This is a genomic window from Pseudomonas cavernae, from assembly GCF_003595175.1.
In the GTDB taxonomy this organism is placed as follows: Bacteria; Pseudomonadota; Gammaproteobacteria; order Pseudomonadales; family Pseudomonadaceae; genus Aquipseudomonas; species Aquipseudomonas cavernae.
On sequence record NZ_CP032419.1, the window covers coordinates 4536216 to 4563181 of the forward strand.

General features: G+C 65.2%; 31 protein-coding genes and 2 pseudogenes. 17 read left to right on the forward strand and 16 right to left on the reverse strand.

Features of this window, described 5'->3' with window-relative positions:
* The first annotated feature begins 4 nt into the window (after positions 1-4).
* A complete protein-coding gene (locus tag D3880_RS20580; RefSeq protein WP_119895277.1) occupies positions 5-619 on the forward strand; it encodes a TetR/AcrR family transcriptional regulator in 615 nt (204 codons plus the stop codon).
* Positions 620-666: 47 nt separating this feature from the next.
* On the opposite strand, the gene D3880_RS20585 is transcribed toward D3880_RS20580, so the two are convergent.
* The 3 genes from D3880_RS20585 to D3880_RS20595 all read right to left on the reverse strand — a co-directional run bounded on the left by D3880_RS20585 (position 667) and on the right by D3880_RS20595 (position 2307).
* Positions 667-1482 carry a phasin family protein gene (locus tag D3880_RS20585; RefSeq protein ID WP_119895278.1) on the reverse strand — a complete coding sequence of 272 codons (816 nt, stop codon included), beginning with the start codon at positions 1480-1482 and terminating at the stop codon, positions 667-669.
* Between the two features lie 10 nt (positions 1483-1492).
* Positions 1493-1924, reverse strand: a complete 432-nt coding sequence (locus tag D3880_RS20590; protein WP_119895279.1) for a phasin family protein — start codon at positions 1922-1924, stop codon at positions 1493-1495.
* 107 nt (positions 1925-2031) lie between these two features.
* Positions 2032-2307 (reverse strand): polyhydroxyalkanoic acid system family protein, encoded by a 276-nt coding sequence (locus D3880_RS20595; RefSeq protein WP_119895280.1) that lies wholly within the window; start codon positions 2305-2307, stop codon positions 2032-2034.
* A 131-nt stretch (positions 2308-2438) separates the two neighbouring features.
* On the opposite strand from D3880_RS20595, the gene ubiE reads away from it, so the two are divergent.
* The 9 genes from ubiE (at position 2439) to D3880_RS20640 (ending at position 8436) form a co-directional block, all read left to right on the forward strand.
* Entirely contained in the window at positions 2439-3209 is a 771-nt protein-coding gene (ubiE, locus tag D3880_RS20600) for a bifunctional demethylmenaquinone methyltransferase/2-methoxy-6-polyprenyl-1,4-benzoquinol methylase UbiE (RefSeq protein WP_119895281.1), read from the forward strand.
* On the forward strand, positions 3209-3832 hold the full coding sequence (locus tag D3880_RS20605; RefSeq protein WP_119895282.1) for a ubiquinone biosynthesis accessory factor UbiJ: 624 nt from the start codon (positions 3209-3211) through the stop codon (positions 3830-3832). The genes ubiE and D3880_RS20605 overlap by 1 nt, the downstream gene beginning before the upstream one ends.
* Positions 3829-5436, forward strand: a complete 1608-nt coding sequence (ubiB, locus tag D3880_RS20610; RefSeq protein ID WP_119895283.1) for a ubiquinone biosynthesis regulatory protein kinase UbiB — start codon at positions 3829-3831, stop codon at positions 5434-5436. Before D3880_RS20605 ends, ubiB begins: the two co-directional genes overlap by 4 nt.
* A 123-nt stretch (positions 5437-5559) precedes the next feature.
* Positions 5560-5961 (forward strand): phosphoribosyl-AMP cyclohydrolase, encoded by a 402-nt coding sequence (gene hisI / locus D3880_RS20615; RefSeq protein ID WP_119895284.1) that lies wholly within the window; start codon positions 5560-5562, stop codon positions 5959-5961.
* On the forward strand, positions 5954-6289 hold the full coding sequence (locus D3880_RS20620) for a phosphoribosyl-ATP diphosphatase (protein ID WP_119895285.1): 336 nt from the start codon (positions 5954-5956) through the stop codon (positions 6287-6289). Before hisI ends, D3880_RS20620 begins: the two co-directional genes overlap by 8 nt.
* A gap of 22 nt (positions 6290-6311) precedes the next feature.
* Complete coding sequence (locus tag D3880_RS20625; RefSeq protein ID WP_119895286.1) at positions 6312-6557, forward strand: twin-arginine translocase TatA/TatE family subunit; 246 nt, start codon at positions 6312-6314, stop codon at positions 6555-6557.
* Between the two features lie 3 nt (positions 6558-6560).
* Complete coding sequence (tatB, locus tag D3880_RS20630; RefSeq protein WP_119895287.1) at positions 6561-6947, forward strand: Sec-independent protein translocase protein TatB; 387 nt, start codon at positions 6561-6563, stop codon at positions 6945-6947.
* Entirely contained in the window at positions 6944-7732 is a 789-nt protein-coding gene (gene tatC / locus D3880_RS20635; RefSeq protein WP_119895288.1) for a twin-arginine translocase subunit TatC, read from the forward strand. Before tatB ends, tatC begins: the two co-directional genes overlap by 4 nt.
* On the forward strand, positions 7729-8436 hold the full coding sequence (locus D3880_RS20640) for a 16S rRNA (uracil(1498)-N(3))-methyltransferase (protein ID WP_119895289.1): 708 nt from the start codon (positions 7729-7731) through the stop codon (positions 8434-8436). Before tatC ends, D3880_RS20640 begins: the two co-directional genes overlap by 4 nt.
* A gap of 140 nt (positions 8437-8576) precedes the next feature.
* On the opposite strand, the gene D3880_RS20645 is transcribed toward D3880_RS20640, so the two are convergent.
* A complete protein-coding gene (locus D3880_RS20645; protein ID WP_119895290.1) occupies positions 8577-9071 on the reverse strand; it encodes a winged helix-turn-helix transcriptional regulator in 495 nt (164 codons plus the stop codon).
* 117 nt (positions 9072-9188) lie between these two features.
* Here D3880_RS20645 and D3880_RS20650 point away from each other — a divergent pair, with 117 nt between their 5' ends.
* The 5 genes and pseudogenes from D3880_RS20650 (at position 9189) to D3880_RS20665 (ending at position 13260) form a co-directional block, all read left to right on the forward strand.
* The gene (locus D3880_RS20650; protein ID WP_119895291.1) at positions 9189-9917 is read left to right on the forward strand and encodes an SDR family oxidoreductase; all 729 of its coding nucleotides are present in this window, start codon (positions 9189-9191) and stop codon (positions 9915-9917) included.
* Between the two features lie 208 nt (positions 9918-10125).
* Positions 10126-10713 carry a 2-hydroxychromene-2-carboxylate isomerase gene (locus tag D3880_RS20655; RefSeq protein WP_119895292.1) on the forward strand — a complete coding sequence of 196 codons (588 nt, stop codon included), beginning with the start codon at positions 10126-10128 and terminating at the stop codon, positions 10711-10713.
* 224 nt (positions 10714-10937) lie between these two features.
* Positions 10938-11879: pseudogene (locus D3880_RS23475) on the forward strand (methyl-accepting chemotaxis protein); the annotation flags it as partial.
* A gap of 303 nt (positions 11880-12182) precedes the next feature.
* Positions 12183-12782 (forward strand): annotated as a pseudogene (locus D3880_RS23480) (methyl-accepting chemotaxis protein); the annotation flags it as partial.
* Positions 12783-12831: 49 nt separating this feature from the next.
* A complete protein-coding gene (locus D3880_RS20665) occupies positions 12832-13260 on the forward strand; it encodes a UPF0158 family protein (RefSeq protein ID WP_119895294.1) in 429 nt (142 codons plus the stop codon).
* A gap of 344 nt (positions 13261-13604) precedes the next feature.
* On the opposite strand, the gene D3880_RS20670 is transcribed toward D3880_RS20665, so the two are convergent.
* The 5 genes from D3880_RS20670 to pip all read right to left on the reverse strand — a co-directional run bounded on the left by D3880_RS20670 (position 13605) and on the right by pip (position 17706).
* Positions 13605-14339, reverse strand: a complete 735-nt coding sequence (locus D3880_RS20670; protein ID WP_119895295.1) for an amino acid ABC transporter ATP-binding protein — start codon at positions 14337-14339, stop codon at positions 13605-13607.
* Complete coding sequence (locus D3880_RS20675; protein WP_119895296.1) at positions 14332-15294, reverse strand: amino acid ABC transporter permease; 963 nt, start codon at positions 15292-15294, stop codon at positions 14332-14334. The genes D3880_RS20670 and D3880_RS20675 overlap by 8 nt, the downstream gene beginning before the upstream one ends.
* 72 nt (positions 15295-15366) lie before the next feature.
* On the reverse strand, positions 15367-16158 hold the full coding sequence (locus tag D3880_RS20680) for a transporter substrate-binding domain-containing protein (RefSeq protein WP_119895297.1): 792 nt from the start codon (positions 16156-16158) through the stop codon (positions 15367-15369).
* 142 nt (positions 16159-16300) lie between these two features.
* Positions 16301-16738 carry a D-aminoacyl-tRNA deacylase gene (gene dtd, locus D3880_RS20685; RefSeq protein ID WP_119895298.1) on the reverse strand — a complete coding sequence of 146 codons (438 nt, stop codon included), beginning with the start codon at positions 16736-16738 and terminating at the stop codon, positions 16301-16303.
* Positions 16735-17706 (reverse strand): prolyl aminopeptidase, encoded by a 972-nt coding sequence (gene pip / locus D3880_RS20690; protein WP_119895299.1) that lies wholly within the window; start codon positions 17704-17706, stop codon positions 16735-16737. The genes dtd and pip overlap by 4 nt, the downstream gene beginning before the upstream one ends.
* 89 nt (positions 17707-17795) lie before the next feature.
* On the opposite strand from pip, the gene D3880_RS20695 reads away from it, so the two are divergent.
* Positions 17796-18230 carry a hypothetical protein gene (locus D3880_RS20695; RefSeq protein WP_119895300.1) on the forward strand — a complete coding sequence of 145 codons (435 nt, stop codon included), beginning with the start codon at positions 17796-17798 and terminating at the stop codon, positions 18228-18230.
* A 259-nt stretch (positions 18231-18489) separates the two neighbouring features.
* On the opposite strand, the gene D3880_RS20700 is transcribed toward D3880_RS20695, so the two are convergent.
* From D3880_RS20700 to D3880_RS20720, 5 genes are all read right to left on the reverse strand, one after another.
* A complete protein-coding gene (locus D3880_RS20700) occupies positions 18490-19050 on the reverse strand; it encodes a lipocalin family protein (protein ID WP_119895301.1) in 561 nt (186 codons plus the stop codon).
* Positions 19051-19060: 10 nt separating this feature from the next.
* Positions 19061-19315 (reverse strand): outer membrane protein assembly factor BamE domain-containing protein, encoded by a 255-nt coding sequence (gene bamE, locus D3880_RS20705; RefSeq protein WP_119895302.1) that lies wholly within the window; start codon positions 19313-19315, stop codon positions 19061-19063.
* Positions 19316-19380: 65 nt separating this feature from the next.
* A complete protein-coding gene (locus D3880_RS20710) occupies positions 19381-19983 on the reverse strand; it encodes a DUF924 family protein (protein ID WP_119895303.1) in 603 nt (200 codons plus the stop codon).
* Positions 19984-19986: 3 nt separating this feature from the next.
* Complete coding sequence (locus tag D3880_RS20715; RefSeq protein ID WP_119895304.1) at positions 19987-20997, reverse strand: class 1 fructose-bisphosphatase; 1011 nt, start codon at positions 20995-20997, stop codon at positions 19987-19989.
* Positions 20998-21100: 103 nt separating this feature from the next.
* Positions 21101-22750, reverse strand: a complete 1650-nt coding sequence (locus D3880_RS20720; RefSeq protein ID WP_420800842.1) for a histidine kinase N-terminal 7TM domain-containing diguanylate cyclase — start codon at positions 22748-22750, stop codon at positions 21101-21103.
* A 187-nt stretch (positions 22751-22937) separates the two neighbouring features.
* Here D3880_RS20720 and D3880_RS20725 point away from each other — a divergent pair, with 187 nt between their 5' ends.
* Complete coding sequence (locus tag D3880_RS20725; RefSeq protein WP_119895305.1) at positions 22938-23339, forward strand: YkgJ family cysteine cluster protein; 402 nt, start codon at positions 22938-22940, stop codon at positions 23337-23339.
* Between the two features lie 106 nt (positions 23340-23445).
* On the opposite strand, the gene typA is transcribed toward D3880_RS20725, so the two are convergent.
* Positions 23446-25257, reverse strand: coding sequence for a translational GTPase TypA (typA, locus tag D3880_RS20730; RefSeq protein WP_119895306.1), 1812 nt, complete (start codon positions 25255-25257; stop codon positions 23446-23448).
* 124 nt (positions 25258-25381) lie between these two features.
* Positions 25382-26836 carry a tRNA uracil 4-sulfurtransferase ThiI gene (gene thiI / locus D3880_RS20735; RefSeq protein ID WP_119895799.1) on the reverse strand — a complete coding sequence of 485 codons (1455 nt, stop codon included), beginning with the start codon at positions 26834-26836 and terminating at the stop codon, positions 25382-25384.
* Between the last annotated feature and the right edge of the window lie 130 nt (positions 26837-26966).

A 26966-nucleotide genomic window follows, 5' to 3' on the forward strand; every position in this document is an offset into this window, starting at 1 on the left:
TGGCATGAAGACCCGCGACCGCATCCTCGAGTGTGCCCTGCTGCTGTTCAACCAGCTCGGCGAGCCCAACGTCTCCACCCTGGAGATCGCCAACGAACTGGATATCAGCCCCGGCAACCTGTACTACCACTTCCACGGCAAGGAGCCGCTGGTGCTCGAGCTGTTCGCCCGCTTCCAGGAAGAAATGGCGCCGCTGCTCGACCCGCCCGCCGACGCGCGCCTGGGCGCCGAGGACTACTGGCTGTTCCTGCACCTGATCGTCGAGCGCCTGGCGCAGTACCGCTTCCTGTTCCAGGACCTGTCCAACCTGGCCGGGCGCCTGCCGAAACTGGCGCGCGGCATCCGCAGCTGGCTGAACGCCCTCAAGCGCACCCTCGCCGCCCTGCTCGCGCGCCTGAAGGCCGAGCGGCAGCTGACCAGCGATACCCGGGCCCTCGGCCTGCTGGTCGAGCAGATCACCCTGACCCTGCTGTTCTCCCTCGACTACCAGCGCATCCTCGGCACCGACGGTGAAAGCCGGATAGTGGTGTACCAGGTGATGATGCTGGTCACCCCGCACCTGACCGCCGACTCGCGGCAGGCCGCCGAGCAACTAGCGCTGCGTTATCTGCAAGCCTGAAACGCAAACGCCCGGCGCTAGGCCGGGCGTTCTCGCTCCTGAAGCACTCAGGACTGAGTGACAGGCGTCGTCGGCGCTGCGGTCGGAGCCGAAGCAGGAGTCGCAGCAGCTGCGGGAGCCGGAGCCGCCGGCGTCACCGCCGCGGCCACGGCCGGCTTGGCTGCCGGTTTCGCGGCAGCCTTGGCGGCCGGCTTAGCCGCAGGTTTGGCCGCTGGCTTGGCTGCCGGTTTCGCCGCCGCTTTGACAACAGGTTTGGCGACCGGTTTCGCAGCGGGCTTGCCCGCGGCCTTGGCGGCAGGTTTAACCGCCGGCTTGGCGGCTGGCTTCGCTGCGGGCTTGGCGGCTGCAACCTTGGCGGCCGGTTTGGCGGGCGCTTTCGCAGCCGGTTTCGCTGCAGCCTTGGCCGCCGGTTTGGCCGCTGCTTTCGCTGCCGGTTTGACCGACTTGGCGGAAACCCCGGTGAGCTTCTCGATCTGCTTGGTCAGAGCCTCCACCTTGCCGTGCAGATCCTTGACCTCATTGCGACTCGGTACACCCAGACGCGAGATGGCGCTATTCAGACGCTTGTCGAAGGCCTCTTCCAGCTCCTCCCACTTACCCAGGGCCAAGCCTTTCATTTCGGTGACCTTGGACTTGGCCGACTTGGCCGAGGACTTCACCGCACCGAACTGCTTGTCGACTCCGGTCTTGGCCAGCTTCTCGGCCTTTTCGCCGTCCGCCACCAAGGTGTCGAACAGCTTGCTGCCGTCCTTGCTGACCTTCGAGTAAGCACCCAATCCAGCCAGCCAGATTTGCCGAGAATATTTTTCAACCTCGCCAATCCAGGAGCTGCCTGGTTTCTCGGTTTTCTTTTTAGCAACCATCCCGCTCTCCTTATTGAGTCTTAGCCACGCGTGCGAGCAACTCGTTCAACACATCCAGCTTAGCAGAGAGTGTTTCGACGTCCTGCCGCGAGGCGATACCGAAGCGATTGAGGGCACCGGAGACACGTTCATCGAAGGCCTTCTCGATCTTGTCGAAGCGGCTTTCGACCTTGTCCTTGATGCTGGTGACATTGCTCTTGACCACATCGATCTGACTGTTGGCGGCTTCGACTTGTTCAGTCACCAGCTTCTTGCCTTGCTTCTCTACCGACTCGCCGGCCTTGACCAGCTCCTTCAGGTAGTCGGCACCTTCGTGCCCGGCCTTGGCATAAGCGCCCAGACCCGCCAGCCAGATCTGCCGGCCGTAGTGTTTGACATCGGTCAGCAGGGTGGATTTGCTGGCGACTTTTGCCACTTTCTTCTTCACGGCGACTTTCGACATGCTGCACCTCACGTTCTCAAGTTTGAGCAAACGCCCACGGATTGCAGGCTTGAGGGCAAGGTAGCGGGGAAAATTAGAATTCACATACTAGTCACGAAAGTCGGCTCTCAAGCGAGCTTCTCGTCCAAGGTCTGCTCGATCTCGCGCTTGATCGGCCCGCTCATGGCCGACAGCAGCAAGCCCAGCTTCAGCTCGACACGCACGCGGTCCTCACCGACTTCGATCTTGCCGTCGGCGCCGCTGCGCTTGAACTCCAGGGTGTCGCCGTTCCAGCGGTAGCTGACCTGATATTCCTTGGCCAGGCGCTCGGCCAGTTGTTCGGCCTTGGCGCGGGCGGCGGCGCGGCCGAGGGAATGGGAACGTTCGACGTTGATGCGGGCCATGGCGGACTCCTGACTGCGGCCGGTGGTCACGCGACTATATCAGGCCCGCCGCCAGCAGGCCCGGCGGGCCGCCAAGACAAAGCAGGCCCGCGGGATTAGAATGGCCGGCACTTTCTTTCGGTGGCAGCGATATGAACGATCCGCGCAAAGGCAGCGATGCCGAACCTAGCACCCACTTCGGTTACCAGAACGTGCCGGAAAGCCAGAAGGCCGGGAAGGTCGCCGAGGTGTTCCATTCGGTGGCGGCCAAGTACGACCTGATGAACGACCTGATGTCCGCCGGCGTGCACCGCTTGTGGAAGCGTTTCACCATCGAGCTGTCCGGCGTGCGTCCGGGCAATCGCGTGCTCGACATCGCCGGCGGTACCGGTGACCTGACCCGCCAGTTCTCGCGCCTGGTCGGCCCGACCGGCGAGGTGGTGCTGGCCGACATCAACGCCTCGATGCTCATGGTCGGCCGCGACAAGCTGCTCGACAGCGGCGTGTCCGGCAATGTCAGCTTCGTCCAGGCCGACGCCGAGAAGCTGCCGTTCCCCGACAACCACTTCGACTGCGTGACCATCGCCTTCGGCCTGCGCAACGTGACGCACAAGGACGACGCCCTGCGCTCCATGCTGCGGGTGCTCAAGCCGGGCGGGCGCCTGCTGGTGCTGGAATTCTCCAAGCCGACCAGCAGCCTGCTGGCCAAGGCCTACGACGCCTACTCCTTCAGCCTGCTGCCGCTGATGGGCAAGCTGATCACCAACGACGCCGACAGCTACCGCTATCTGGCCGAGTCGATCCGCATGCACCCGGACCAGGAAAGCCTGAAGGCGATGATGGTCGAGGCCGGCTTCGACCGCGTCAGCTACCACAACATGACCGGCGGCATCGTCGCCCTGCATCGCGGCATCAAGCCCTGATGCTGACCCAGGCCGTGCTGGCCGGCGTCGAGCTCGGCCTCAATCGCGTATTGCGCCTGGACGCCACGGCCCTGCCGCGGCTCGATGCGCTGAGCGGCCGGGTCATCGCCGTCGACTGCCAGAGCCCGGCCGTGCAGCTGTTCATCCTACCCTCAGGTGATGGTCTGCAACTTGCCGCGCACTGGGAGGCGCCCGCCGACTGCCGCCTGCGCGCGCCGGCCGGTAGCCTGCTGCGCCTGGCCCTGAGCAAGGACAAGAGCGCCGTGCTGCACAGTCCAGAGGTCGAGTTGGACGGTGACAGCGCGCTGCTGCTGGAACTCGCCGGCATCCTCCAGGACCTCGAGCTGGACTGGGAATACGAGCTGTCGCGCTGGCTCGGCCCACTCGCCACCCAGCTGCTCGCCGGCCACCTGAAGCTGCGCGCGCGCCTGCTCGGCCATGGCCTCGACAGCCTGCGCCTGAGCCTCACCGACTTCCTCAGCGAGGAATCGCGCAGCCTGGTCGGTCAAGCGGAAGCCGAGGCACGCTTCGCCGAACTGGATCGGCTCAAGCTGGCTCTCGACCGCCTCGACGCCCGCATCGAACTACTCTCCATCAAACTCCAACCCAGCGATCCCGCATGAAGCTGCTTGCCGTCCGCCGTCTGCTGCGTATCCAGAATGTGGTCATCCGCTATCGCCTCGACGACCTGCTGTTCAGCCTGCCGCTGCCCTGGTGGCTCGCCGCGTTGCGCTTCGCCCTGCCCTGGCGCTGGCTGCCGCGCAAGCCGCTGCAACTGACCCGCGGCGAATGCCTGCGCCTGGCGCTGCAGGACCTCGGGCCGATCTTCATCAAGTTCGGCCAACTGCTGTCGACCCGCCGCGACCTGCTGCCGCCGGACATCGCCGACGAGCTGGCCAAGCTGCAGGACCAAGTCCCGCCCTTCGATCCCGAGCACTCGCTGGCGCTGATCGAGGAACAGCTGGGCGCCAAGGTCAGCAGCCTGTTCGCCCGCTTCGACAGCCAGCCACTGGCTTCGGCCTCGGTCGCCCAAGTGCATGCCGCGCAGTTGAAGAGCGGCGAGGAAGTGGTGATCAAGGTGATCCGCCCGAACCTCAGGCCGGTGATCCGCGCCGACCTCGCCTGGCTGTTCCTGCTCGCCAAGCTGTCCGAACGCATCTCCACCGAAGCGCGGCGCCTGCACCCGGTGGAAGTGGTCAGCGACTACGAGAAGACCATCTACGACGAGCTCGACCTGCTGCGCGAGGCGGCCAACGCCAGCCAGCTGCGGCGCAACTTCGAGGGTTCTCCACTGCTCTACGTGCCCCAGGTGTATTGGGACCTGTGCCGGCCCAAGGTGCTGGTGATGGAGCGCATCTACGGCGTGCCGGTGACCGACCTGGCCAGCCTCGCCGACCAGCGCACCAACATGAAGGTGCTGGCCGAACGCGGCGTGGAAATCTTCTTCACCCAGGTGTTCCGTGACAGCTTCTTCCACGCCGACATGCACCCCGGCAACATCTTCGTCAGCACCCGCACGCCCTGGAGCCCGCAGTACATAGCCATCGACTGCGGCATCGTCGGCAGCCTCACCCCCGAGGACCAGGACTACCTGGCGCGCAACCTGATCGCCTTCTTCAAGCGCGACTACCGCAAGGTCGCGCAACTGCACATCGATTCCGGTTGGGTGCCGGCGGAAACCCGGGTCAACGATTTCGAGGCGGCGATCCGCACCGTCTGCGAACCGATCTTCGAGCGGCCGCTGAAGGACATCTCCTTCGCCCAGTTGCTGCTGCGCCTGTTCCAGACCGCGCGGCGCTTCAACATGGAGATCCAGCCGCAGCTGGTGCTGCTGCAGAAGACCCTGCTGAACATCGAGGGCCTGGGCCGCCAGCTGTATCCCGACCTCGATCTGTGGAGCACCGCGGCGCCGTTCCTCGAGCGCTGGATGCGCGAACGGGTCAGCCCCAAGCAGCTGCTGCACAACCTGCAGAGCCAGGTCGAGCAGGTGCCGCACCTGGCCAACATGACCCGCGACCTGCTCGAGCGCCTGTCGCAGCCGCCTGCCGCAGCCGCGCCGGCGCCCATCCACGCAGGCCGCGACGCCTGGGCTCTGCGCCTGACCGGCGCGGCGCTGCTGGCCGGCAGCGCCGCCGTGGCCGCTGCCACTGGCGCGCTTATCAGTCTGAGCGCCTGGCCGGTGTGGTTGATGGGCGCGGCCGGGCTGTATCTGATCCTGCGCCGATAGCCAGTCAGCGCCGCGACTGGCACACTTGGCAGAATCTATTAGCACTGCCGATAACGCACTGACCCGCAGGGGAAGCGACGTCTCTGCCCCTGCCCTCCAAGGCCCACCCGGGCGGAAGTACCGATGACTGATTGGCTCGATGACATCAACTGGAACAGCGACGGCCTGGTGCCGGCGATCGCCCAGGACCATAAGACCGGCCGCGTGCTGATGATGGCCTGGATGAACCGCGAGGCGCTGACCCTGACCGCCACCGAACAGCGCGCCATCTATTGGTCGCGTTCACGCGGCAAACTGTGGCGCAAGGGCGAGGAGTCCGGCCATGTGCAGAAACTCCACGAGCTGCGCCTTGACTGTGACGCCGACGTGGTCATTCTGCTGGTCGAGCAGCTCGGCGGCATCGCCTGCCATACCGGCCGCGAGAGCTGCTTCTATCGGGTCTACGCCGACGGCGCTTGGCAAACCGTCGACCCGGTGCTCAAGGACCCGCACGCCATCTATCAGGGAGGCCACCCGCATGAGTGACACCCTCACCCGCCTGGCCGAAGTGCTCGAAGCGCGCAAAGGCGCCGCCCCCGACAGCTCCTACGTGGCCAGCCTGTACCACAAGGGCCTGAACAAGATTCTGGAAAAACTCGGTGAGGAAGCGGTGGAAACCATCCTCGCCGCCAAGGATGCCGCCGTCAGTGGCGACAGCAGCGACCTGATCTACGAAACCGCCGACCTGTGGTTCCACAGCCTGGTCATGCTCGCCGCCCTCGGCCAGCATCCGCAGGCGGTGCTGGACGAACTGGATCGGCGCTTCGGGCTGTCCGGGCACGCCGAGAAGGCCGCCCGCAACCCTTCGGCTTAACGCAGTCACAGAGGAAAACAGCATGGGCATTTTTGACTGGAAACACTGGGTCGTCATTCTGATCGTCGTCGTCCTGGTGTTCGGCACCAAGAAACTCAAGAACCTCGGCTCCGACCTCGGCGAAACCATCAAGGGGTTCCGCAAGGCGATGAACGAGGAAGAGAACAAACCCGCCGAGCCGCCGGTGCAACCAGGCGCGCCGCTGAACCCGCCGCACACCATCGATGCCCAGGCGCAGAAGGTCGAAGAGCCGGCGCGCAAGGACTGAGTCATGTTCGGGATCAGCTTCGGCGAACTACTGCTGGTCGGCCTGATCGCCCTGTTGGTGCTCGGCCCCGAGCGCCTGCCTGGTGCGGCACGTACCGCCGGACTGTGGATCGGCCGGCTGAAGCGCAGCTTCAATGCGATCAAGCAGGAAGTGGAGCGCGAGATCGGTGCCGACGAGATTCGCCGGCAGCTGCACAACGAGAACATCATGGCCCTCGAACAGCAGGCCAAGAACCTGATCGCACCGCCGCCCGCTACCGCCGAGTCCGCCGGGCCGGCCAGCGCCGCTGCGGCCGCGCCTGAAACCGCCGTACCCGCCAGCCCGACGAGTCCTGAGGCCGGCCAAACCGCGCCCAGCCCCGACCTGCAACAACCGCCGCGAACCCCATGAGCGACCAGAAGCCGGAACTCGACCAGGAAATGCCGCTGGTCTCGCACCTCACCGAACTGCGTACCCGTCTGCTGCGCTGCGTGGCGGCGGTGTTCCTGATCTTCGCCGGGCTGTTCTACTTCGCCCAGAAGATCTACACCCTGGTGTCGGCGCCGTTGCGCCAGTACCTGCCGGAAGGCGCGACGATGATCGCCACCGACGTCGCCTCGCCGTTCCTCACCCCGTTCAAGCTGACCATGGTGGTGGCGCTGTTCCTCGCCATGCCGGTGATCCTCCACCAGATCTGGGGCTTCATCGCCCCCGGCCTGTACAAGCACGAGAAGCGCATCGCCGTGCCGCTGCTGGTCTCCAGCATCATCCTGTTCTACGGCGGCATGGCCTTCGCCTACTTCCTGGTGTTCCCGATGATCTTCCACTTCTTCGCCAGCGTGACGCCGGAAGGCGTGGCGATGATGACGGACATCTCGAGCTACCTCGACTTCGTCATGACCCTGTTCTTCGCCTTCGGCGTGGCCTTCGAGATTCCGGTGGCGGTGGTGCTGCTGATCTGGATCGGCGTGGTCGACGTCGCCTACCTGCGCAAGATCCGCCCCTACGTGGTGATCGGCTGCTTCGTGGTCGGCATGGTCCTCACCCCGCCGGACATCTTCTCGCAGACCATGCTGGCGGTGCCGATGTGGCTGCTGTTCGAGCTTGGCATCCTCGCCGGCAGCCTGGTGCGCAAGCGCGGCGAGGAGCAGGCCGACGAGCCGCCGGAAGACCAGCCGCCCGCCGTGCAACCGTGAACCTGCTGCTGCTGGAAGACGCCGACTTCGTCGCGGCGGACCGGGCGATCCTGCGCGACCGCCGCCTCAAGCACCTGCACGAGGTGCATCAGGCCGCCAGCGGTGACCGCCTGCGCGTCGGCCGCCTCAACGGCCTGATGGGCAGCGGCACGTTGTTGCGCCTGGACGCCACGGAAGCCGAGCTGCAGCTGCAGTTCGACCAGCCGCCACCGGCCAAGCTGCCGCTGACCCTGCTGCTGGCCCTGCCGCGGCCGAAGATGCTCAAGCGCATCCTGCAGACCGTCGCCGCCATGGGCGTGCCGCGGCTGGTGCTGCTGAACAGCTATCGGGTGGAAAAGAGCTTCTGGCAGACGCCCTTCCTCGAACCGGCGGCGCTTCGCGAGCAGCTGATCCTCGGCCTGGAACAGGCGCGCGATACGGTACTGCCCGAGGTGCTCATCGAGAAGCGCTTCAAGCCATTCGTCGAAGACCGCCTACCGGCCATCGCCGCGGAGACCCTCGGCCTGGTCGGCCACCCCGGCGACTACCCGCCCTGCCCGCGCGCAGTGGAACAGGCGGTGACCCTGGCCATCGGCCCGGAAGGCGGCTGGATTCCCTACGAGGTGGACAAGCTGCGCGAGGCCGGCCTACAGCCTGTGCAGCTCGGCGCGCGCATCCTGCGCGTCGAGACCGCCGTTCCGGTGCTATTGGCACGACTGTTCTGAGCCTCGGCCCGCTTTCCGTAGGATGGGTTGAGCGCAGCGATACCCATCTTCCGCCGCCCGGACGCCCGCATGCTGGGTATCGCCACGCTCAACGCCAGCCTACAGAGCCACCCGGCGCGCAATCCGAACCGTAGCGCGCCCTAACCCCGGCCTCGCGCATGCCAGTGCGCCGGCAGCAGCTGCCCGCGGTACTCCGGCGCCTCGTTGAGATCGACATCCTGCGGCCGCAACGGCTCGCCGCATTCCGAACAGACCAGCACGCCGTGCATATGCTGCCCGCAGCCCTTGTGGATGTGGCGGATCGGCGCGCCCTCGGCACCGCTGAGGTGGCGGTCGCCCCAGTTCACCAGCGCCAGGATCGCCGGGTACAGCTCGTGGCCGCGCGCGGTCAGGCGGTACTCCTCGCGGCGCGGGCGCTCCTGATAGGCGACCTTGTCCAGCACCTGCGCCTGCACCAGCGTCTTCAGACGGTCGGCCAGCACATGACGGGTGATGCCCAGGCGCTGCTGAAAATCCTCGAAACGGCGCACGCCGAGAAAGGCCTCGCGCAGCACCAGCAGGGTCCAGCGGTCGCCGACCACTGCCAGGGTGCGCGACAGCGAACAGGGTTGTTGATCGAGTTCCTCCCAGCGCATGGCCGGTCCTCCGTCAGGTAATGGCGCTACTCTAGCTTGACAGGTTCTAAAAAGGAACTGACTATTCTAGGCAGGTTCCAAAATGGAACTGACAAACCACAACGCGGAGGAACGGCCATGGCCAAACGCAAGGCGGTACTGGTAGTGGGAGCCGGCGATGCCACCGGCGGGGCGATCGCCAAGCGCTTTGCCCGCGAGGGTTATGTCGCCTGCGTGGCGCGACGCCATGCCGACAAGCTGGAGCCGCTGGTCGCGGAAATCCAGGCCGCTGGCGGCCAGGCGCGGGCCTTCGGCTGTGACGCGCGGGTGGAAGAGCAGGTGCTGGAGATGTTCCAGACCATCGAGAGCGAAGTCGGCCCGCTGGAAGTGGTGGTGTTCAACATCGGCGCCAACGTGCAGTTCTCCATCACCGAAACCACCGAGCGGGTCTACCGCAAGGTCTGGGAGATGGCCACCCTGGCCGGCTTCCTCACCGGCCGCGAGGCGGCCAAGGTGATGCTGCCGCGTGGCCGCGGCACAGTCATCTTCACCGGCGCCACCGCTTCGTTGCGTGGCCGCGCCGGCTTCGCCGCCTTCGCCAGCGCCAAGTTCGCCCTGCGCGCCCTGGCCCAGAGCATGGCCCGCGAGTTGGGCCCGCAAGGCATCCACGTCGCCCACCCGGTGATCGACGGTGCCATCGACACCGCCTTCATCCGCGACAACTTCCCCGAGCGCTACCAACTCAAGGAACAGGACGGCATCCTCAACCCCGAGCATATCGCCGAGCAGTACTGGCAACTGCATCGCCAGCCGCGCGACTGCTGGGTGCATGAGCTGGATCTGCGCCCCTGGACGGAAACCTTCTAAGAACCTGTTCAATGTCTCGTGAGACCAGCACCTGTCATTGCCCGTCGGTGGAAAATGCTTCGCAGATTTCCACCCTACGCCAACGTTCAGACTTTGTAGGGTGGATAACGCTTTGCTTATCCACCATTACGCCGACACGGAGCGGTCACCGGAGTGACCTTGAACAGGCTCTAAGCCGCCCCTATTTCCCCGCGACAAGGACAACAAGATGAGCAAGACCGTGGAATTCTTCTTCGACTTCGGCAGCCCGACCTCCTACCTGGCCTGGACCCAGCTGCCGAAGATTGCCGCCGCAGCCGGTGCGACCATCGTCTGGCGGCCACTGCTGCTCGGCGGCGTGTTCAAGGCCACCGGCAACCAGTCGCCGGCCGAGATTCCGGTCAAGGGCCGCTACATGAACCAGGACCTGGCGCGCTTCGCCAAGCGCTACGGCGTGCCGCTGCGCTTCAACCCCTACTTCCCGATCAACACCCTGCACCTGATGCGCGGCGCCGCCGGCTACCAGGACGACCCGCGCTTCCACGCCTACCTGGCGGCGATCTTCCAGGCCATGTGGGTCGACGAGAAGCCCATGGGCCGCCCCGAAGTGGTCGCCGAAGTGCTCGCCGCCGCCGGCTTCGATCCCGCCGACTTCGAGCGACGGATCGGTGACGAGGCGGTCAAGGAACGCCTCAAGGCCACCACCGAGGAAGCCATCGGCCGCGGCGTGTTCGGCGCGCCGAGTTTCTTCGTCGACGGCGAGCTGTTCTTCGGCCAGGACCGCCTCGACTTCATCGCCGAGACCCTGACGAAATAGGCCGCAACCAGCAAGCACGGGCGTTCCAAGCGACGAGCGGTTGACGTCAACGCCTAAGAAAGTCGACCGAATGGTCGATTAAAGAAGCGCGCCACCGACCAAACGGAGCGCCTCGTTCTTGCTGGAGAAATGGAATGTTCAACTGGCTCACCGACGCGCTGGGCAACGTCAGCGTTAACCGAAAATTGGCGCTTGGTTTCGGCATCGTCCTGGCGCTGACCCTGATGGTCGCCCTGATCGGCTGGCTCAACATGAGCACTATCATCGAGCGCGGCGACAAGCTCGCCAGTCTGTCCCAGCTCAATCTGCTGGCCAAGGACTTGCGCATTCACCGCCTCAGCTACCAGTCCAGCCGCGAGGCCGAAGACCGCGAGGCGGTGCTGCAGACCCTCGACAAGCTGGATCAGCACAACCAGCAGCTACTCGGCCGCCTAACCGACCCGCAGGATCGTCAGCTCCTGGACAAGCTGAGCGGCCATATCGACGACTATCGTCGCAGCTTCGCCGCGCTGATGAAGACCTTCGACAATCGCGAAAGTGCGCGGCAGAACCTGATCCAACAGGCGACGGCGGTCGCCGACAGCATCGTCAAGGTCGAGCAGGACATCATCAACGACGCTGGCGGCGCGATCGAGCAGCGCCTGCACGACCTGCATACCTTTGCCCAGTTCGGCCGCCAGGTGGTGCAGGCGCGCTTCCAGGCCTCCACCTATACCAGTGGCGACAATCAGGCGCACAAGGCCGCCGCCCTCGGCGCCGTCGACCAGACCATCGAAGCCCTGCGCAGCCTGCGCGGCCAGGTCGGCAGCGGCCATGAAGCCGAACTGGACGAGTCCGCAGCAGCGCTGGCGACCTATCGGGCGACCCTCGCCTCGTTCTCCGGAGAGATCGACGCCAGCCTGGCGGCGCGCGAAACCATGGTGTCGCTCGGCGGACAGATCGAAGGACTGAGCGATGAGCTGAGCGACCGTCAGGCCGCCAAGCGCGACGCCGCCGCCGAGCACGCCCGTCTGCTGATCAGCCTCGGCGTGGCCCTGGCCCTGCTGCTGGGCATCGGCGCCGCCTGGACGATCACCCGGCAAATCGTCGCACCGCTGAACGACACCCTGGCCGCCGCCAACCGTATCGCGTCCGGCGACCTCAGCCAGGACGTACGCGCCAACCGCCGCGACGAACTCGGCCAGTTGCAACAGGCGATGCAGCGCATGACCCTGAGCCTGCGCGAGCTGGTCGGCCGCATCCACGACGGCGTGACGCAGATCGCCAGCGCCGCCGAACAGCTTTCCGCGGTCACCGAACAGACCAGTGCCGGGGTCAACAGTCAGAAGGTCGAGACCGACCAGGTCGCCACCGCGATGAACGAGATGGCCGCCACCGTGCAGGAAGTCGCGCGCAACGCCGAGCAGGCCTCCGAGGCCGCCGCGGAAGCCGATCGCGAAGCCAGCCAGGGTGATCGTGTGGTCAGCGACGCCATCGCGCAGATGGACCGCCTGGCCGCCGAGGTGCAGAGCTCGGCCAACGCCATGGAACAGCTCAAGCAGGAAAGCGCGAAGATCGGCAGCGTGCTCGACGTGATCAAGTCGGTCGCCGAGCAGACCAACCTGCTGGCGCTCAACGCGGCCATCGAGGCGGCGCGCGCCGGTGAGGCCGGGCGTGGCTTCGCGGTGGTCGCCGACGAGGTGCGCGGCCTGGCGCAGCGCACGCAGAAATCCACCGAGGAAATCGAAGAGCTGATCGCCGGCCTGCACAGCGGTACCCAGCAGGCCGCCAGCCGCATGGACAGCAGCCGCGAGCTGGCCGGGCGCACCGTCGAACTGGCGCGCAAGGCCGGCGACGCGCTGGCCAGCATCAACCAGCGGGTGTCGAGCATTCAGGCGATGAACCTGCAGATCGCCGCGGCCGCCGAGGAACAGAGCGCGGTGGCCGAGGAGATCAACCGCAGCGTGATCAGCGTGCGCGACATCTCCGAACAGACCGCCGCGGCCAGCGAGGAGACCGCCGCCTCCAGCACCGAGCTGGCGCGCCTGGGCGGCGAACTGCAGGCGCTGGTCAACGGCTTCCGCCTGTAACGCCGATAGGGGTAGGATCAGCGGGTAAGCCATTGCAGGGGAACCGGCCATGCGCCCGCTGACTATCGATCTCGACGAACTGGCCTTTGCCCTGAATACCGCCGGGCTTGACCACTACCTGGACCTGCTCAGCGGCAAGGTCGCGCTGATTCCCGTCGAGGATGCCGACCCCGAACTCGAGGCCTTGCTGCAGGCCGAGCCGGAACGTTTTCTGTTGATCGACCCGCTCAGCCCCGGCCAAGCCTTGGCGCTGATGCAGGAGTTCCTGGTCGAAGTCGGCGATCCGCACGCCTACGCCGTGCTGGAGCACGCCCTCGCCAGGCGCAAGCCGTTTCGCGCGTTCAAGCATGCGCTGCTGGCCTATCCGCAGCTGCTGGAGGCCTGGTATGCCTTCGAGGCCGCGCGCCTGCGCGAACTGGCCCTGGACTGGCTGGAGGAGAACGAACTGCAGGCGGCCCAGGGCCATACTTGGCATTGAGCGCGTCGCAGGATGAGCTCCCCCCTGCAAGCGCTTACAGCAATGTAGGGTGGATGTCGCGCAGCACATCCACCGGCCTTTTGGGGTGGCAAACGCTTCGCGGTTTTCCACCCTACGACTACCCCACCCTACGCCGGCGTCCTGCTTAGAGCCTGTTTAGGATCTCGCGAGCTAAGGTCAGACAAGGCGAAGTCGGGCGAAGACGCACAGTTTACGAGTTGTAAATGAGCAGTACTCGTTTCACTCGCCCTCCGGGCCGCGCTGAAGCGCGTTAGCCGCAAGCGGCTTGCTGAGCCCGACTTCAACGCGGTATGGCCGACGTGCAGCAGATCATCAACAGGCTCTTACAGCACCTGCTTGAGGAAGGCCTGCGCGCGCGGGTCCCGCGGCTGGGCGAAGAACTGCGCCGGCGGGGCGTCTTCGAGCAGCTTGCCGTGATCGAAGAACAGCACGCGGTCGGCCACTTCGCGGGCGAAGCCCATCTCGTGGGTGACGCAGACCATGGTCATGCCTTCCACGGCCAGCTGCTTCATCACGTCGAGCACCTCGCCGACCATTTCCGGGTCGAGCGCCGAGGTCGGTTCGTCGAACAGCATCACCTTCGGCTCCATGCACAGCGCGCGGGCGATGGCCACCCGCTGCTGCTGGCCGCCGGACAGGCGCGAGGGGAATTCGTCGGCCTTCTGGGCGATGCCGACCTTGGCCAGCAGCGCGCGCGCCTTGTCCTCGCGTTCGGCCTTGCCGCGCTTGCGCACCACCTTTTGCGCCAGGCACAGGTTCTCCAGCACGGTCATATGCGGGAACAGGTTGAAGTGCTGGAACACCATGCCGACTTCGCGGCGGTAGGCATTGACGTCGGTCTTCGGGTTGGCCAGGTCGAGGCCGTCGATGCTCACCGAGCCGGAATCGAGCTCCTCCAGGCCGTTGAGGCAGCGCAGGAAGGTCGACTTGCCGGAACCGGACGGACCGATCACCACCAGCACCTCGCCGCGTGCCACCGAGGTCGACACGTTGTCCACCGCGCGCACCTCGTGGCCGCGGGCATCGAAGACTTTTACCAGATCACGGACTTCAATCACTTTGCGCGAGCCTCCGTTCCAGGCGGTTGGCGATTTGCGACAGCGGCAGGTTGATCACCAGGTACAGCGCCGCCACGCAGAACCAGATCTCGAAGGTCGAGAACGAGGTGGTGATCGCCTCGCGGCCGCTCTTGGTCAGCTCGGTGATGGCGATCACCGAGACCAGCGAGGTGTCCTTGACCAGACTGATGAACTGCCCGGCCAGCGGCGGCAGCACGCGCTTGAACGCCTGCGGCAGGATCACGTGACGCATGGTCTGCGGTGCGGTCAGGCCCAGCGAGCGGGCCGCCTCGTTCTGGCCCTTGGCGATCGACTGCACGCCAGCGCGGACGATCTCGGCGACATAGGCGCCGGTGAACAGCGCCAGCGCCGCCACCCCGGCGAACTCGCGCGACAGGTTCAGTACCGTGCCGATGAAGAAGTAGAAGATGAAGATCTGCACCAGCAGCGGCGTGCCGCGCACCAGTTCGACATAGACGGTCGACAGGTCGCGCAGGGTCGAGTTCTTCGACAGCCGGCAGAGGCCGGTGGCCAGGCCGATCAGCAGGCCACAGGCGCCGGACAGCACGGACAGCCACAGCGTGGTCCACAGCCCCCAGAGCAGCGGGCCGGCCGCCCAATGACGGGTCACGCCGATCTCGTCGCCTTCGCTGACGTCATCGCCCGGGGCGACCTTGAGGCTGTCCTTGGCGACGCTCAGCTGCGTCTCGCCGCCGCTCTCGTTGGCCAGGGTCACCAGGGCCTGCTCGCCTTGCTCGGCGATGGCCTTGACGCTGGCGTAATCGGGCGCGCGTTGCGCTTCTTCGGCCTGATAGGCGAAATACTGCGGCACCCGACTCCAGCGCCACTCGTAGGAGATCAGCGAAGTCGAGAACCACAGGGCGTAGGCCAGGGCGATGAGGATCAGGCCGGTGAGCAGATGCCAGGGCCACTGGGCGTGTTTCGGTTTAGCCACGGGTCGGTTTCCCTAAAATGCAAACGCGCAGGCCGGGCCTGCGCGTCGAGTCTTGAAGCGTAGCCGAACGGCTTACTCCATCTCTTTCAGCCACTCGGTCTTCTTGAACCACTTGGCGTGGATACGCTCGTAGGTGCCGTCATGGTGGATCTGGTTGAGGAAGTTGTTGATCCAGTTGAGGCTGTCGTAGTCGCCCTTCTTCAGGCCGAAGGCCAGCGGCTCGTAGGTGAACGGCTCATCCAGGTAGACCAGTTTGCCGGCGCCGGCCTTGTTCACCGCCACCACGTTATACGGCGCGTCGTAGATGAAGGCGTCGGCCTTGCCATTGACCACGTCCATCACCGCTTCCTGCTCGTTGTCGAAGCCGTGGTACTGGGCCTTGGCGATCAGCTTCTTGGCGACCATCTCGCCGGTGGTGCCGATCTTCGAGGTGATGCGGTACTGCGCGTCGTTGAGGTCCTTGTAGGACTTGATCTTGTCCGCCAGCTCCTTGCGCACCAGCAGGGTCTGGCCGACCACGATGAAGGGTTCGGAGAAGTTCAGACGCAGATTGCGCTCCTGGGTCAGGGTCATGCCCGAGCCGATCATGTCGAACTTGTTGGTCAGCAGCGCCGGGATGATGCCGTCGTAGCTGGTGGACACCAGCTCCAGCTTGACGCCCATGGATTTGGCCATGGCTTTCAGCAGGTCGACTTCGAAGCCGATGATCTCGCCGCGCTTGTTGGTCATCTCGAACGGCATGTAGGTCGGGTCCATGCCGACGCGCAGGGTGCCGCTCTTGACCGCGTCGTCGATCATCCCGGCGTGGGCCAGGCCGCTCAGGGCGCAGGCGGAAAGCAGCAGGGTGGCGAGAAATTTCTTCATGGCGAATCCTCGATTGGGCAAAGGGGACGTGGGCGCGCGGCGCCCACCGGCAAAAATGTGCGGCGCATGCTAACTGGCATCAGCAAAGATGGCGAGTCGACAAAAGGCAAGAGACGCGCCAGCAGACGACCTGCAGGTCAACTCAGACTTGCAGCAGGAAGGTCACCGGGCCGTCGTTGATCAGCTGCACCTGCATGTCGGCACCGAAGCGGCCGGTAGCCACCTGCGGGTGCTGCTGGCGGGCCAGCGTCACCAGCGCGTCGAACAGTTCGGCGCCTTGGGCCGGCGGTGCCGCGGTGGAAAAGCTCGGGCGCAGGCCGCTGTTGGTATCGGCGGCGAGGGTGAACTGCGAGATCAGCAGCAGGCCACCACCGATGTCCTTGAGCGAGCGGTTCATCTTGCCCTCGGCGTCGCTGAACACCCGGTAGTTGAGCAGCCGCTGCAGCATCTTGGCGACGCGGGCCGGATCGTCCTGCGGCTCGACGCCGATCAGCGCCAGCAAGCCCTGGTCGATGGCACCGACGCACTCCCCGGCGACGTCCACCCGCGCGCTGCGCACGCGCTGAATCAGGGCTTTCATACTTCTTCCGGCGGCAGGTCGAGAAGCTTGCGGGCGATCTGGTTGGCGGCGCGCACCAGGGCGTCGGTGATGCCCAGTTCGGCGGCGGCGTGGCCGGCGTCGCGGATCACCTGCAGCTCGCAGTTCGGCCAGACCTGGTGCAGCGCCCAGGCGTTGTCCAGCGGGCAGACCACGTCGTAACGGCCATGCACTATGACCCCGGGCAGATGGGCGATCTTGTGCATGTCACGCAGCAACTGGTCGGGCTCGAGGAAGGCGTTATGGATGAAGTAATGGCACTCGATGCGCGCGATCGACAGCGCCCGCTGCGGCTCGCTGAAGTGGTCGACCACCTGTGGATTGGGACGCAGCGTGGCGGTGCGCCCTTCCCAGGTCGACCAGGCCTTGGCCGCATGCATCTGGGCGATCTGGTCGGCGCCGGTGAGACGTTTGTGGAAGGCGCTGACCAGATCGCCGCGCTCGTCGGCGGGGATCGGCGCCAGGTAGTCCTGCCAGTAATCGGGGAACAGCCGGCTGGCGCCCTCCTGATAGAACCAGTGAATTTCCTGCGGCCGACAGAGGAAGATGCCGCGCAGGATCAGCGCCAGCACCCGCTCGGGATGGCTCTGGGCGTAGGCCAGCGACAGGGTCGAACCCCAGGAACCGCCGAACAGCACCCACTTGTCGATGCCCAGGTGCGCACGGATGCGCTCGAGGTCGGCGACCAGGTGCCAGGTGCTGTTGTTCTCCAGGCTCGCATGCGGGGTGGAGCGCCCGCAGCCGCGCTGGTCGAAGGTGATGATGCGGTACAGGGTCGGATCGAAGTAGCGGCGGCTGGCGGCATCGCAGCCGGCCCCCGGGCCGCCGTGGATGAACACCACCGGCAAGCCCTCCGGCGAACCGCTCTCGTCCACATAGAGGACGTGCGGCGCCTCCACGGCCAACTCATGGCGGGCGTAAGGCTTAATCTCCGGATACAAAGTCTGCATAGCGCGCTCCCGAATCTGCTCGTACGGTGCCGCCCAGGCCCCGCGGAAATGTCCTGCCGGGCATCATAACCATGAAACAGGAGTTGAGCATGTCGGCACGCCGATTTGTCCTGCCGCTGTGGCTGATCCTCACCCTGCTCGGTGGCTGCGCCGACGACGATCCGCAGGTCGCCCTGGAGACTGCGGTGCAGCAACTGCAGGACAACCTCGAGGCGAAACAGACCAGCGCGGTGCTCGAGCAACTGCATGACGACTTCCGCGCCCAGGCGGGCCAGGACCGCGCCTGGGCGCAACGCACCATGACCCTGCTGTTCCTGCGCCATCAGCACATCAAGGTGATCGCCCTGAGCCAGAGCAACCGGCTCGACCCGATCTACCTCGACAAGGGCCATACCGACGCCGAGGTGGTCCTGAGCGGCGCCGAGGGACTGATCCCCGATAGCGCCCGGCACTATCGGGTCAAGCTGGAGTGGTGGCAGGACGACGCCGACGAATGGAAGTTGGCGCGCCTGGACTGGCAGTGAACCGTAGGATGGGTTGAGAAGCGTAGCGCCGATACCCATCGTTGCAGCGCCGATGGGTATCGCTACGCTCAACCCATCCTACCGACTGGACTGGCAATAGCCGTAGCGGAGCGCTATCAGAACCTGTTCCGGATCTCGCGAGCTAGAGTCAAACAAGGCAAAAACGGCTGAGGAAGCGGAGTTTACGAGTTGTAAATGAGCATTCCGAAGCCATTTTTAACGCCGTTTGGCCGACGCGCAGCAGATCCGAGACAGGTTCTCAGCGCTTGCCGATCTGCTCGTCCGGGGTGCGCCAGATCAGCTTGCTGGTGTCGTAGTCGCGATGGTGCGCCTCGTCCAGCAGTTTCTCGCGCACCTGTGGCGTCACCTGCGGCTCGCGCGACAGCAGCCACAGGTAGTCGCGATCGGGGTTGCCGACCAGCGCGGTGCGGTAGTCCTTGTCCAGGTACAGCACCCAGTATTCGCCCTTGCTCAGGCCCGGGGCGAGCGAGGAAAACCAGTTGTCGAAGCGCACCCACAGCTTGTTGGTTTCGCCCTTCTCCTGCGGCTCGGCGCGGCCGTCGGCCTGCAGCCATTCGCCCTCGGCATTGCGGCAGCGGTTGGTGACCGCGAGGCTGCCATCGTCTTGCAGCCGATAGTGGGCCTCGGCTTGCGCGCAGTCACGCTGGATGAACATCGGCAGGCGCGCCAACTCGTACCAAGCGCCCTGGTAGCGCTGCAGGTTGACCTTGTCGACGGTCTTCGGCGGCACCGGGCCGGTGCCGGAATTGGCGCAGCCGGCCAGGACCAGCACGGCGCATAATGCTAGAAACTTGCGCATGCTCGACTCCTTACTTCAGGCCCTTGCCGGAAAACATCAACACCTTGTCGCCGGCGTACTGGACGCTGATGAAGGTCTGCTGATCGCCCCAGGTGCAGCTGCTGAAGCCGGCCGCGCCAGAGCACTCGGTCGGGCTGCCGAGCAAGGTTTCGACCTCGGCCTTGGCCATGCCGGTCTTGAGTTTCGAGTAGTTTTCCTGATTGAGCTTGCTGCAGGCGGCCAACAGCACGCACAACGACAGCAGGGCGAAACGACGCAATGGCATGACGAACTCCTTAGGGACAGGGACGACAAGCTGAGCATAGCCAGTTGCCGCATCAGCCCTTGGAGTCAGAAACGCGAGCCAGGTTCCTGCAGGAAGGCGAGTTCTTCCGCGCTCGAGACGCGGCCGAGCAGCGCATTGCGGTGGGGGAAGCGGCCGAAGCGGGCGATCACCCGCCGATGTTGCTCGGCATAGTCGAGAAAATCGGCGAACAGCGGCTGTTCGGCCGGGTCCGCGGCGTCGCGCAGCGCCTGATAGCGCTGCACCGCCTGCTCCTGCAGCGCCAGATCTTCGGCATGTTCGAGCACCAGCAGGATGAACACCCGCTGGATCGGCGCCAGCGCCGTCTCGCGGTCCTGGGCGAGACCGGTGGCGACCAGCGCCTGGGCGCGCGCGTCGCCGGCGAAGGCTTGCGGGCTATCGCGGTGGATCATCCGTGGCAGCTGGTCGAGCAGCAGGATCAGCGCCAGCCAGCCCTGCGGCTCGGCCGTCCACTCCTCGAGGCCGCCCGCCAGCGCCTGCTCGACCCAGGCGCCGAAACGCTCACGCGCCTCGGCGTCCTGGCTGGCGCGTTTGCCGAACCACAGGCCGCTGCGCTGCGCCGCCACCTCGGCGGCGCTCGTCAGGGGGCCGAACCACCAGTCGAGCAGTGGCTGCCAGGCGGCGGACATGGCTTATGCCAGGTGGTAGCGGGTGGCGCGCTCGACTTCTTCCTTCGAGCCGAGGAACACCGCCACGCGCTGGTGCAGGGAGTCCGGCTGGATGTCGAGGATGCGTTGCTGGCCGTTGGTGGCGGCACCGCCGGCCTGCTCGATGATGAAGGACATCGGGTTGGCTTCGTACATCAGCCGCAGTTTGCCGGGCTTGCCGGGCTCGCGGGCGTCGCGCGGGTACATGAAGATGCCGCCGCGGGTGAGGATGCGGTGCACGTCGGCGACCATCGAGGCGATCCAGCGCATGTTGTAGTTCTTGCCCAGCGGGCCGTCCTTGCCGGCCAGCAGCTCGTCGACATAGCGTTTGACCGGGGCTTCCCAGTGGCGCTGGTTGGACATGTTGATGGCGAATTCGGCGGTGCTTTCCGGCACGCGGATGTCGTCGTGGGTGAGCACGAAGCTGCCCAGCTCGCGGTCGAGGGTGAAACCCTTGACGCCGTCGCCGAGGGTCAGCATGAGCATGGTCTGCGGGCCGTAGATGGCGTAGCCGGCGGCGACCTGCTGGGTGCCCGGCTGGAGGAAGGCTTCCTCGCCGAGGGCATCGTTCTGGCTGACGCAGCCGTTCGGGCAACGCAGCACCGAGAAGATGGTGCCGACCGAGACGTTGACGTCGATGTTACTGGAGCCGTCCAGCGGGTCGAACACCAGCAGGTAGGCGCCTTTCGGGTACTTACCGGGGATCTGGTAGGCGTTGTCCATTTCCTCGGAGGCCATGCCGGCCAGATGGCCGCCCCACTCGTTGGCCTCCAGGAGGATCTCGTTGGACAGCACGTCGAGCTTCTTCTGCACCTCGCCCTGCACGTTCTCGGTGCCCATGCTGCCGAGCACGCCACCCAGCGCGCCCTTGGACACCGCGTGGCTGATCTCCTTGCACGCGCGCGCCACCACTTCGATGAGGAAGCGCAGATCGGCCGGGGTGTTGTTACAGCGGGTCTGCTCGATCAGATAGCGACTGAGGGTAACGCGGGACATGGAGAGGCTCCAGAAAGGAAGAAAAATCGCGCGCAGTTTAACGCGAGTCGTGCGGCAATGCTTCTGTCAGACCCGCGCGCCCGGCGGATGGTTCGTTTGTGCCTCAGCGCGCCAACACGCAGACCTGATTACGACCACTGCGCTTGGCCTCGTAGAGCGCCGCGTCGGCCGCCTGCAGCAGCGCCTCGAGCGTCAGCCCCTGCGCCGGCCAATGCGCCAGGCCGGCGGACAAGGTGACCCCCAGGGCGCCGCTGCGGGTCGCCACCGGCGTGGCCGCCAGTTGCTGGCAGAGGCTGTTCAGCCGCTTGTGCGCCTCGCCCGCCTCGGCCCCTGGCAACACCAGCAGGAATTCCTCGCCGCCGATGCGGAACACCGCATCGGTACTGCGCAGGCTGGCAGTCAGCAGCTGCGCCACTTCGCGCAGCACATCGTCGCCGACCAGGTGGCCGTATTCGTCGTTGAGGCGCTTGAAGTGATCCAGATCGATCAGCGCCAGGGCGATCGGCTTGCACTCGCGCTGGCAGCGCGCCAGTTCGCGGGCGAAGAACTCGTCGAGGTAGCGGCGGTTGTACAGCCGGGTCAACGGGTCGCGCAGCGCCTGGTCCTGTAACTGGCCATGCAACTGGGTGATGGTGCGCAGACGTTCCTCGCTCACCGCCAGCGCCTCGGCGAGCTTGAGCTCGCTGAGGTGACGCTGGGTGACATCGCGCAGATAGAGCATCTGCCCGAGGCTATAGGGACCGGCTCGGGTCATCCGCTCGATGCCGCGCACGCGCAACTCGAAGTAGCGCGCCTGTTCGCTCAGGCTCAGCAGCGGTTCACTGTTGGCGGTCTCCGCGCCCTGCTGGAGCAAGCGCTGCAACTCGCCGCCGAGCAGCGGCCAGTCCCGCAGCGGACGCCCCTGCCAACCGCCGCTCACGCCACTCAGGCACAGCGCCGCCGGGTTGGCTTCGACCACCCGCCCCTGTGCATCCACCACCAGCACCGGATCGGGCAGCTGCTCGAGCAGCAGGTGACGCGCCACCGGCACCAGATCGAACAGGCGCACGGCGGTGATCAGCAGGGTGAACGCGATCAGGGTGAAGGCGAAGCTGAACGGCGTCGGGTCGAAACCGAACAGCGACCAGCCGTACAGCAGGTGCGCCGCGTTGGCCAGCCAGGGCACGCAGGTGACCAGCACGAAAGCCAGATAATGACGGCGATGCAGCCCTTGACTGGCCAATGCCGCGCGCAGCACCACAGCCAGGCTGAACAACATGAACAGATAGATGTAGGCCGCCACGGCCTTGAACAGCGGACCGTGCTCGTACAGCACCGGCGCGCCCGGCAGGCCATTCAGCGGTGCGGTCAGCGGGCCGTAGAACAGTTGTCCCGGGTTGACCAGCGCCAGCCCGCAAGCCAACAGCGGACCGATGCTCAGCGCCAGATAGGCCGCAGGCCGCAGCGGTGTGCGGATGCTATTGACGTACTGCCACAGGAACACGGCCCACAGGCTCGGCACGGCGGCGATTCCCGGCCAGGCCATGCTGGCCCAGAGCACCTTGCAGGAGGCGCCCTGCACACCCATTTCGATGCCCGCGGCGAGCAGCCACCAGAGCATCGCCGCGTGGAGGAGGACGAAGGTGCCACGACCGGAAAAGTACGGTTGCCGGGCGACCCAGAGCGCCACCAGGAAGACGCCGGCGCTCACTGCGCCGATCAGAGCCAAGGGCGGGCTAAACTGCCAACCGGACTGTACGCAGACGCTCAGCACGACACCCTCTCCTTTTTCTACCCGGACTACACGAGGAACGCCGCAGTCTTTCCTGACCGGGTCGAATCTGGCAAAGATACCCGAAGCCCGGGGGTTTTGCTCTTGCCCGCACCGGCGGACGGTCGTTCCTTTTTCCGGCACGCCCGCTATCATGCCGGCCCGCAACCTTCCCCAGACATGGATCACCATGAACAAGCTGTTGATCATCGGCGCCGAACTGGATCGCACCGAAACCTGGATCAAGTACGAGAAGACCATGTGCAGCAGCTGCCACTCCAGCTGCTGCACCATGCCGGTGGAGGTGCGCTTCAACGATTTGCTGCGCATCGGCCTGGTCCAGGAATTCGAGCGCAGCGAGCCGGCGAAAAACATCGCCAAACGCCTGATGAAAGAAGGCGTGGTCGAACGGTTCAGCCAGAAGTCCGGGATCTACACCCTGGTGCGCATGGGCAACAACGACTGCCTGTACCTGGACCGCAAGAGCCGCCTGTGCACCATCTACGAGCAGCGCCCGGACACCTGCCGCAACCACCCGAAAATCGGCCCGCGCCCGGGTTACTGCGCGTTCAAGCCGAAGCAGAGCAGCTGACCTCCGCACCCCGCTAACACCCACGGCAGCCGCAACACTGCCCTGGTGAAACAACAACGCCCCCGTCAGCCAGGCTGACGGGGGCGTTGTTTCAAGCGGCTAGCGGTCAGTTCTTGCTGGCGCGCTTACGCTCGTTTTCGTTGAGCACTTTCTTGCGCAGACGGATCGACTTCGGCGTCACTTCCACCAGCTCGTCGTCGTCGATGAACTCCAGCGCCTGCTCCAGGGTGAACTTGATCGGTGGCACCAGGGCGATGACTTCATCCTTGCCGGAGGCACGCATGTTGTCGAGCTTCTTGCCCTTGGTGGGGTTGATCACCAGGTCGTTGTCGCGGCTGTGGATACCGGCCAGCTGGCCTTCGTAGATGTCCTGGCCCGGCTCGAGGAACAGCTTGCCGCGGTCCTGCAGGGTTTCCAGCGAGTAGGTCAGCGCCTTGCCGGTAGCCATCGAGACCAGCACGCCGTTCTGGCGGTGGCCGACTTCACCCGACTTGATCGCGCCGTAGTGGCTGAAGGTCGAGGTCAGGATGCCGCTGCCCGAGGTCATGGTCAGGAAGGTGTTACGGAAACCGATCAGGCCACGCGCCGGGATGGTGTACTCGAGGCGGATGCGACCCTTGCCATCCGGCACCATGTTGGTCAGGTCGCCTTTACGCAGCCCCATCTGCTCCATGATCGGACCCTGGTGCTGCTCCTCGACGTCGATGATGACGTTCTCGTAGGGCTCCTGCTTCTCGCCGTCGACTTCCTTGATCACCACTTCCGGACGACCAACCGCCATCTCGAAGCCTTCGCGACGCATGGTTTCGATCAGTACCGAGAGGTGCAGTTCGCCGCGGCCGGAGACCTTGAACTTGTCGGCCGAGTCGCCTTCCTGCACGCGCAGGGCCACGTTGTGCAGCAGTTCTTTTTCCAGGCGCTCTTTGATGTTGCGGCTGGTGACGAACTTGCCTTCCTTACCGCAGAACGGCGAGTCGTTGACCTGGAAGGTCATGGAAACGGTCGGCTCGTCGACGGACAGCGGCGGCAGGGCTTCGACATTGTTCATGTCGCACAGGGTGTCGGAGATGTACAGCTCGTCCATGCCGCTGACGCAGACGATGTCGCCAGCCTGGGCTTCGGCGACTTCAACGCGATGCAGACCCGAGTGACCCATGATCTTCAGGATGCGGCCCTGACGCTTCTTGCCGTCGGCGCCGATGGCGACCACCGGGGTGTTGGTTTTGACCTTGCCGCGAGCGATACGGCCGATACCGATGACTCCGAGGAAGCTGTTGTAGTCCAGCTGAGAGATCTGCATCTGGAACGGACCGTCGACGTCGACATTCGGGGTCGGTACGTGGTCGACGATGGCCTGGAACAGGGCATCCATGTGCTCGTCCATTTTTTCGTGGTCGAGGCCGGCGATGCCGTTCAGGGCGCTGGCGTAGACGATCGGGAAGTCCAGCTGCTCTTCGGTGGCGCCGAGGTTGTCGAACAGGTCGAAGATCTGGTCGATGACCCAATCCGGACGCGCGCCCGGACGGTCGATCTTGTTGACCACGACGATCGGACGCAGGCCGGCCTTGAACGCCTTCTGGGTCACGAAACGGGTCTGCGGCATCGGGCCGTCCTGGGCATCGACCACCAGCAGCACGGAGTCGACCATCGACATCACGCGCTCGACTTCACCGCCGAAGTCGGCGTGGCCGGGGGTGTCGACGATGTTGATGTCGTAGCCGTTCCATTTCAGGGCGGTGTTTTTTGCCAGGATGGTGATGCCGCGCTCTTTTTCCTGGTCGTTGCTGTCCATCACGCGCTCGGATTCCAGCTCTTTACGGTCCAGGGTGCCGGACAGGCGCAGCAGCTTGTCGACCAGGGTGGTTTTGCCATGGTCGACGTGGGCGATGATGGCGATGTTGCGGAGATTTTCGATCACGATGTCGTCTCGATTAGGGATTCAGGTGCCGCGATTCTGGGCGGCCAATATGAAAAGCAATGCAGTGATTCAGCTCGGGTCGGGGGGGCGATGGCGGATACTGCCGCCAAGCAGCCCCGGCTGTTTAAGCCGGACGATAAACGCGCACATTGGCATGCCCCTCGCTGAGCAAATGATGGGCATGCAGGCGACTCATCACACCCTTGTCGCAATACAGCAGGTACTGGCGGGTGTCATCCAGGTTCTTGAAGCGACTGTTGAGGGCGAAGAACGGCAGCGCCTGCACCTCGATGCCGGGAAGCGTGAGCGGCTGGTCTTCGGCGGCATCCGGGTGGCGGATGTCGAGGACGATCTGCCCCGGCAGCGCCTCGGCCAGCTCCTCGACCTGCACATCCTCGCCCAGCTCGTCGATCACCCGGTCGATGGCCACCAGCCGCGCGCGCTCCAGCGCTCGTTCGAGCACCGCCATGTCGAACTGGCGCTCCTCGTATTCGACGCGGTCGCGCTTGGCCTTGGTGGTCGGGTTGACCGAGATGACGCCGCAGTATTCCGGCATGTGCTTGGCGAATTCGGCGGTGCCAATCTCGTAAGCGGTATCGATGATGTCTTGCTTGTGGGCGGCGATCAGCGGACGCATCACCAGCTTTTCGGTCGCCGCGTCGATCACCGCTAGGTTCGGCAGGGTCTGGCTGGACACCTGGGAGATCGCCTCGCCGGTGACCAGCGCATCGATCTTCAAGCGCTCGGCGATGTCGGTGGCGGCGCGCAGCATCATGCGCTTGAGGATCACGCCCATGTGGCTATTGTCGACCTTGCCGAGAATCTCGCCAACCACTTCCTCGAACGGCACCGACACGAACAGCACGCGTTGCGAACGGCCGTACTTGTCCCACAGGTAATGGGCGACTTCCATCACCCCCAGCTCGTGGGCACGGCCGCCCAGATTAAAGAAGCAGAAGTGGCTGACCAGGCCGCGGCGCATCATCTGATAGGCCGCCACGGTGGAGTCGAAACCGCCGGACATCAGCACCAGGCAGTGTTCGATGGTGCCCAGCGGATAGCCGCCGATGCAGTCGTGCTGTTTATGCACGACGAACAGGCGCTGGTCGCGGATCTCCATGCGCACTTCGACTTCCGGCTTCTTCAGCGCGATGCCGGCGGCGCCACACTGCTGGCGCAGCTGGCTACCGACATGGCGCTCGACGTCCATGGAAGTGAAGTCATGCTTGCCGGCACGCTTGCAGCGCACGGCGAAGATCTTGCCCAGTAGCTGGTCGGCGTAATGACGTTTGCACTTCTCGACGATGTCGTCGAGGTCACCCAGCGGGTATTCGTGCACCTCGAGGAACTGACCGATGCCCGGCGTACAGCGCAGCCGCTCGATCATCTCGCGCAGCACCTTCGGCTCGCTCAGCGCGGTCTGCACTTCCAGGTTGTCCCAGGCGCCGCTCACCTCCAGCTTGGGATCGAGGTCGCGCAACACCGTGCGAATGTTCTTCGCCAGCTGCCGGATGAAGTGCTTACGCACCGGGCGGCTCTTGATGGTGATTTCCGGGAAGACTTTGACGATCAGTTTCATGAAAACAGCGCGCGCGGGCGAGGTCGAAAAACAGGGGCGCGGATTATAGCCGAAATTGCTCAAGGTTTAATCAACTATCGTATAGCCGCCCAACCGACGCACCAACATGAGGCGGGCAAAAATCAGCCAG

Coding starts and splice junctions, on each gene's coding strand:
- D3880_RS20580 (WP_119895277.1), top strand. CDS start 5: ATGAAGACCCGCGACCGCATCCTCGAGTGTGCCCTGCTGCTGTTCAAC.
- D3880_RS20585 (WP_119895278.1), bottom strand. CDS start 1,482: ATGGTTGCTAAAAAGAAAACCGAGAAACCAGGCAGCTCCTGGATTGGC.
- D3880_RS20590 (WP_119895279.1), bottom strand. CDS start 1,924: ATGTCGAAAGTCGCCGTGAAGAAGAAAGTGGCAAAAGTCGCCAGCAAA.
- D3880_RS20595 (WP_119895280.1), bottom strand. CDS start 2,307: ATGGCCCGCATCAACGTCGAACGTTCCCATTCCCTCGGCCGCGCCGCC.
- ubiE (WP_119895281.1), top strand. CDS start 2,439: ATGAACGATCCGCGCAAAGGCAGCGATGCCGAACCTAGCACCCACTTC.
- D3880_RS20605 (WP_119895282.1), top strand. CDS start 3,209: ATGCTGACCCAGGCCGTGCTGGCCGGCGTCGAGCTCGGCCTCAATCGC.
- ubiB (WP_119895283.1), top strand. CDS start 3,829: ATGAAGCTGCTTGCCGTCCGCCGTCTGCTGCGTATCCAGAATGTGGTC.
- hisI (WP_119895284.1), top strand. CDS start 5,560: ATGACTGATTGGCTCGATGACATCAACTGGAACAGCGACGGCCTGGTG.
- D3880_RS20620 (WP_119895285.1), top strand. CDS start 5,954: ATGAGTGACACCCTCACCCGCCTGGCCGAAGTGCTCGAAGCGCGCAAA.
- D3880_RS20625 (WP_119895286.1), top strand. CDS start 6,312: ATGGGCATTTTTGACTGGAAACACTGGGTCGTCATTCTGATCGTCGTC.
- tatB (WP_119895287.1), top strand. CDS start 6,561: ATGTTCGGGATCAGCTTCGGCGAACTACTGCTGGTCGGCCTGATCGCC.
- tatC (WP_119895288.1), top strand. CDS start 6,944: ATGAGCGACCAGAAGCCGGAACTCGACCAGGAAATGCCGCTGGTCTCG.
- D3880_RS20645 (WP_119895290.1), bottom strand. CDS start 9,071: ATGCGCTGGGAGGAACTCGATCAACAACCCTGTTCGCTGTCGCGCACC.
- D3880_RS20650 (WP_119895291.1), top strand. CDS start 9,189: ATGGCCAAACGCAAGGCGGTACTGGTAGTGGGAGCCGGCGATGCCACC.
- D3880_RS20655 (WP_119895292.1), top strand. CDS start 10,126: ATGAGCAAGACCGTGGAATTCTTCTTCGACTTCGGCAGCCCGACCTCC.
- D3880_RS20665 (WP_119895294.1), top strand. CDS start 12,832: ATGCGCCCGCTGACTATCGATCTCGACGAACTGGCCTTTGCCCTGAAT.
- D3880_RS20680 (WP_119895297.1), bottom strand. CDS start 16,158: ATGAAGAAATTTCTCGCCACCCTGCTGCTTTCCGCCTGCGCCCTGAGC.
- dtd (WP_119895298.1), bottom strand. CDS start 16,738: ATGAAAGCCCTGATTCAGCGCGTGCGCAGCGCGCGGGTGGACGTCGCC.
- pip (WP_119895299.1), bottom strand. CDS start 17,706: ATGCAGACTTTGTATCCGGAGATTAAGCCTTACGCCCGCCATGAGTTG.
- D3880_RS20695 (WP_119895300.1), top strand. CDS start 17,796: ATGTCGGCACGCCGATTTGTCCTGCCGCTGTGGCTGATCCTCACCCTG.
- D3880_RS20700 (WP_119895301.1), bottom strand. CDS start 19,050: ATGCGCAAGTTTCTAGCATTATGCGCCGTGCTGGTCCTGGCCGGCTGC.
- bamE (WP_119895302.1), bottom strand. CDS start 19,315: ATGCCATTGCGTCGTTTCGCCCTGCTGTCGTTGTGCGTGCTGTTGGCC.
- D3880_RS20710 (WP_119895303.1), bottom strand. CDS start 19,983: ATGTCCGCCGCCTGGCAGCCACTGCTCGACTGGTGGTTCGGCCCCCTG.
- D3880_RS20715 (WP_119895304.1), bottom strand. CDS start 20,997: ATGTCCCGCGTTACCCTCAGTCGCTATCTGATCGAGCAGACCCGCTGT.
- D3880_RS20725 (WP_119895305.1), top strand. CDS start 22,938: ATGAACAAGCTGTTGATCATCGGCGCCGAACTGGATCGCACCGAAACC.
- thiI (WP_119895799.1), bottom strand. CDS start 26,836: ATGAAACTGATCGTCAAAGTCTTCCCGGAAATCACCATCAAGAGCCGC.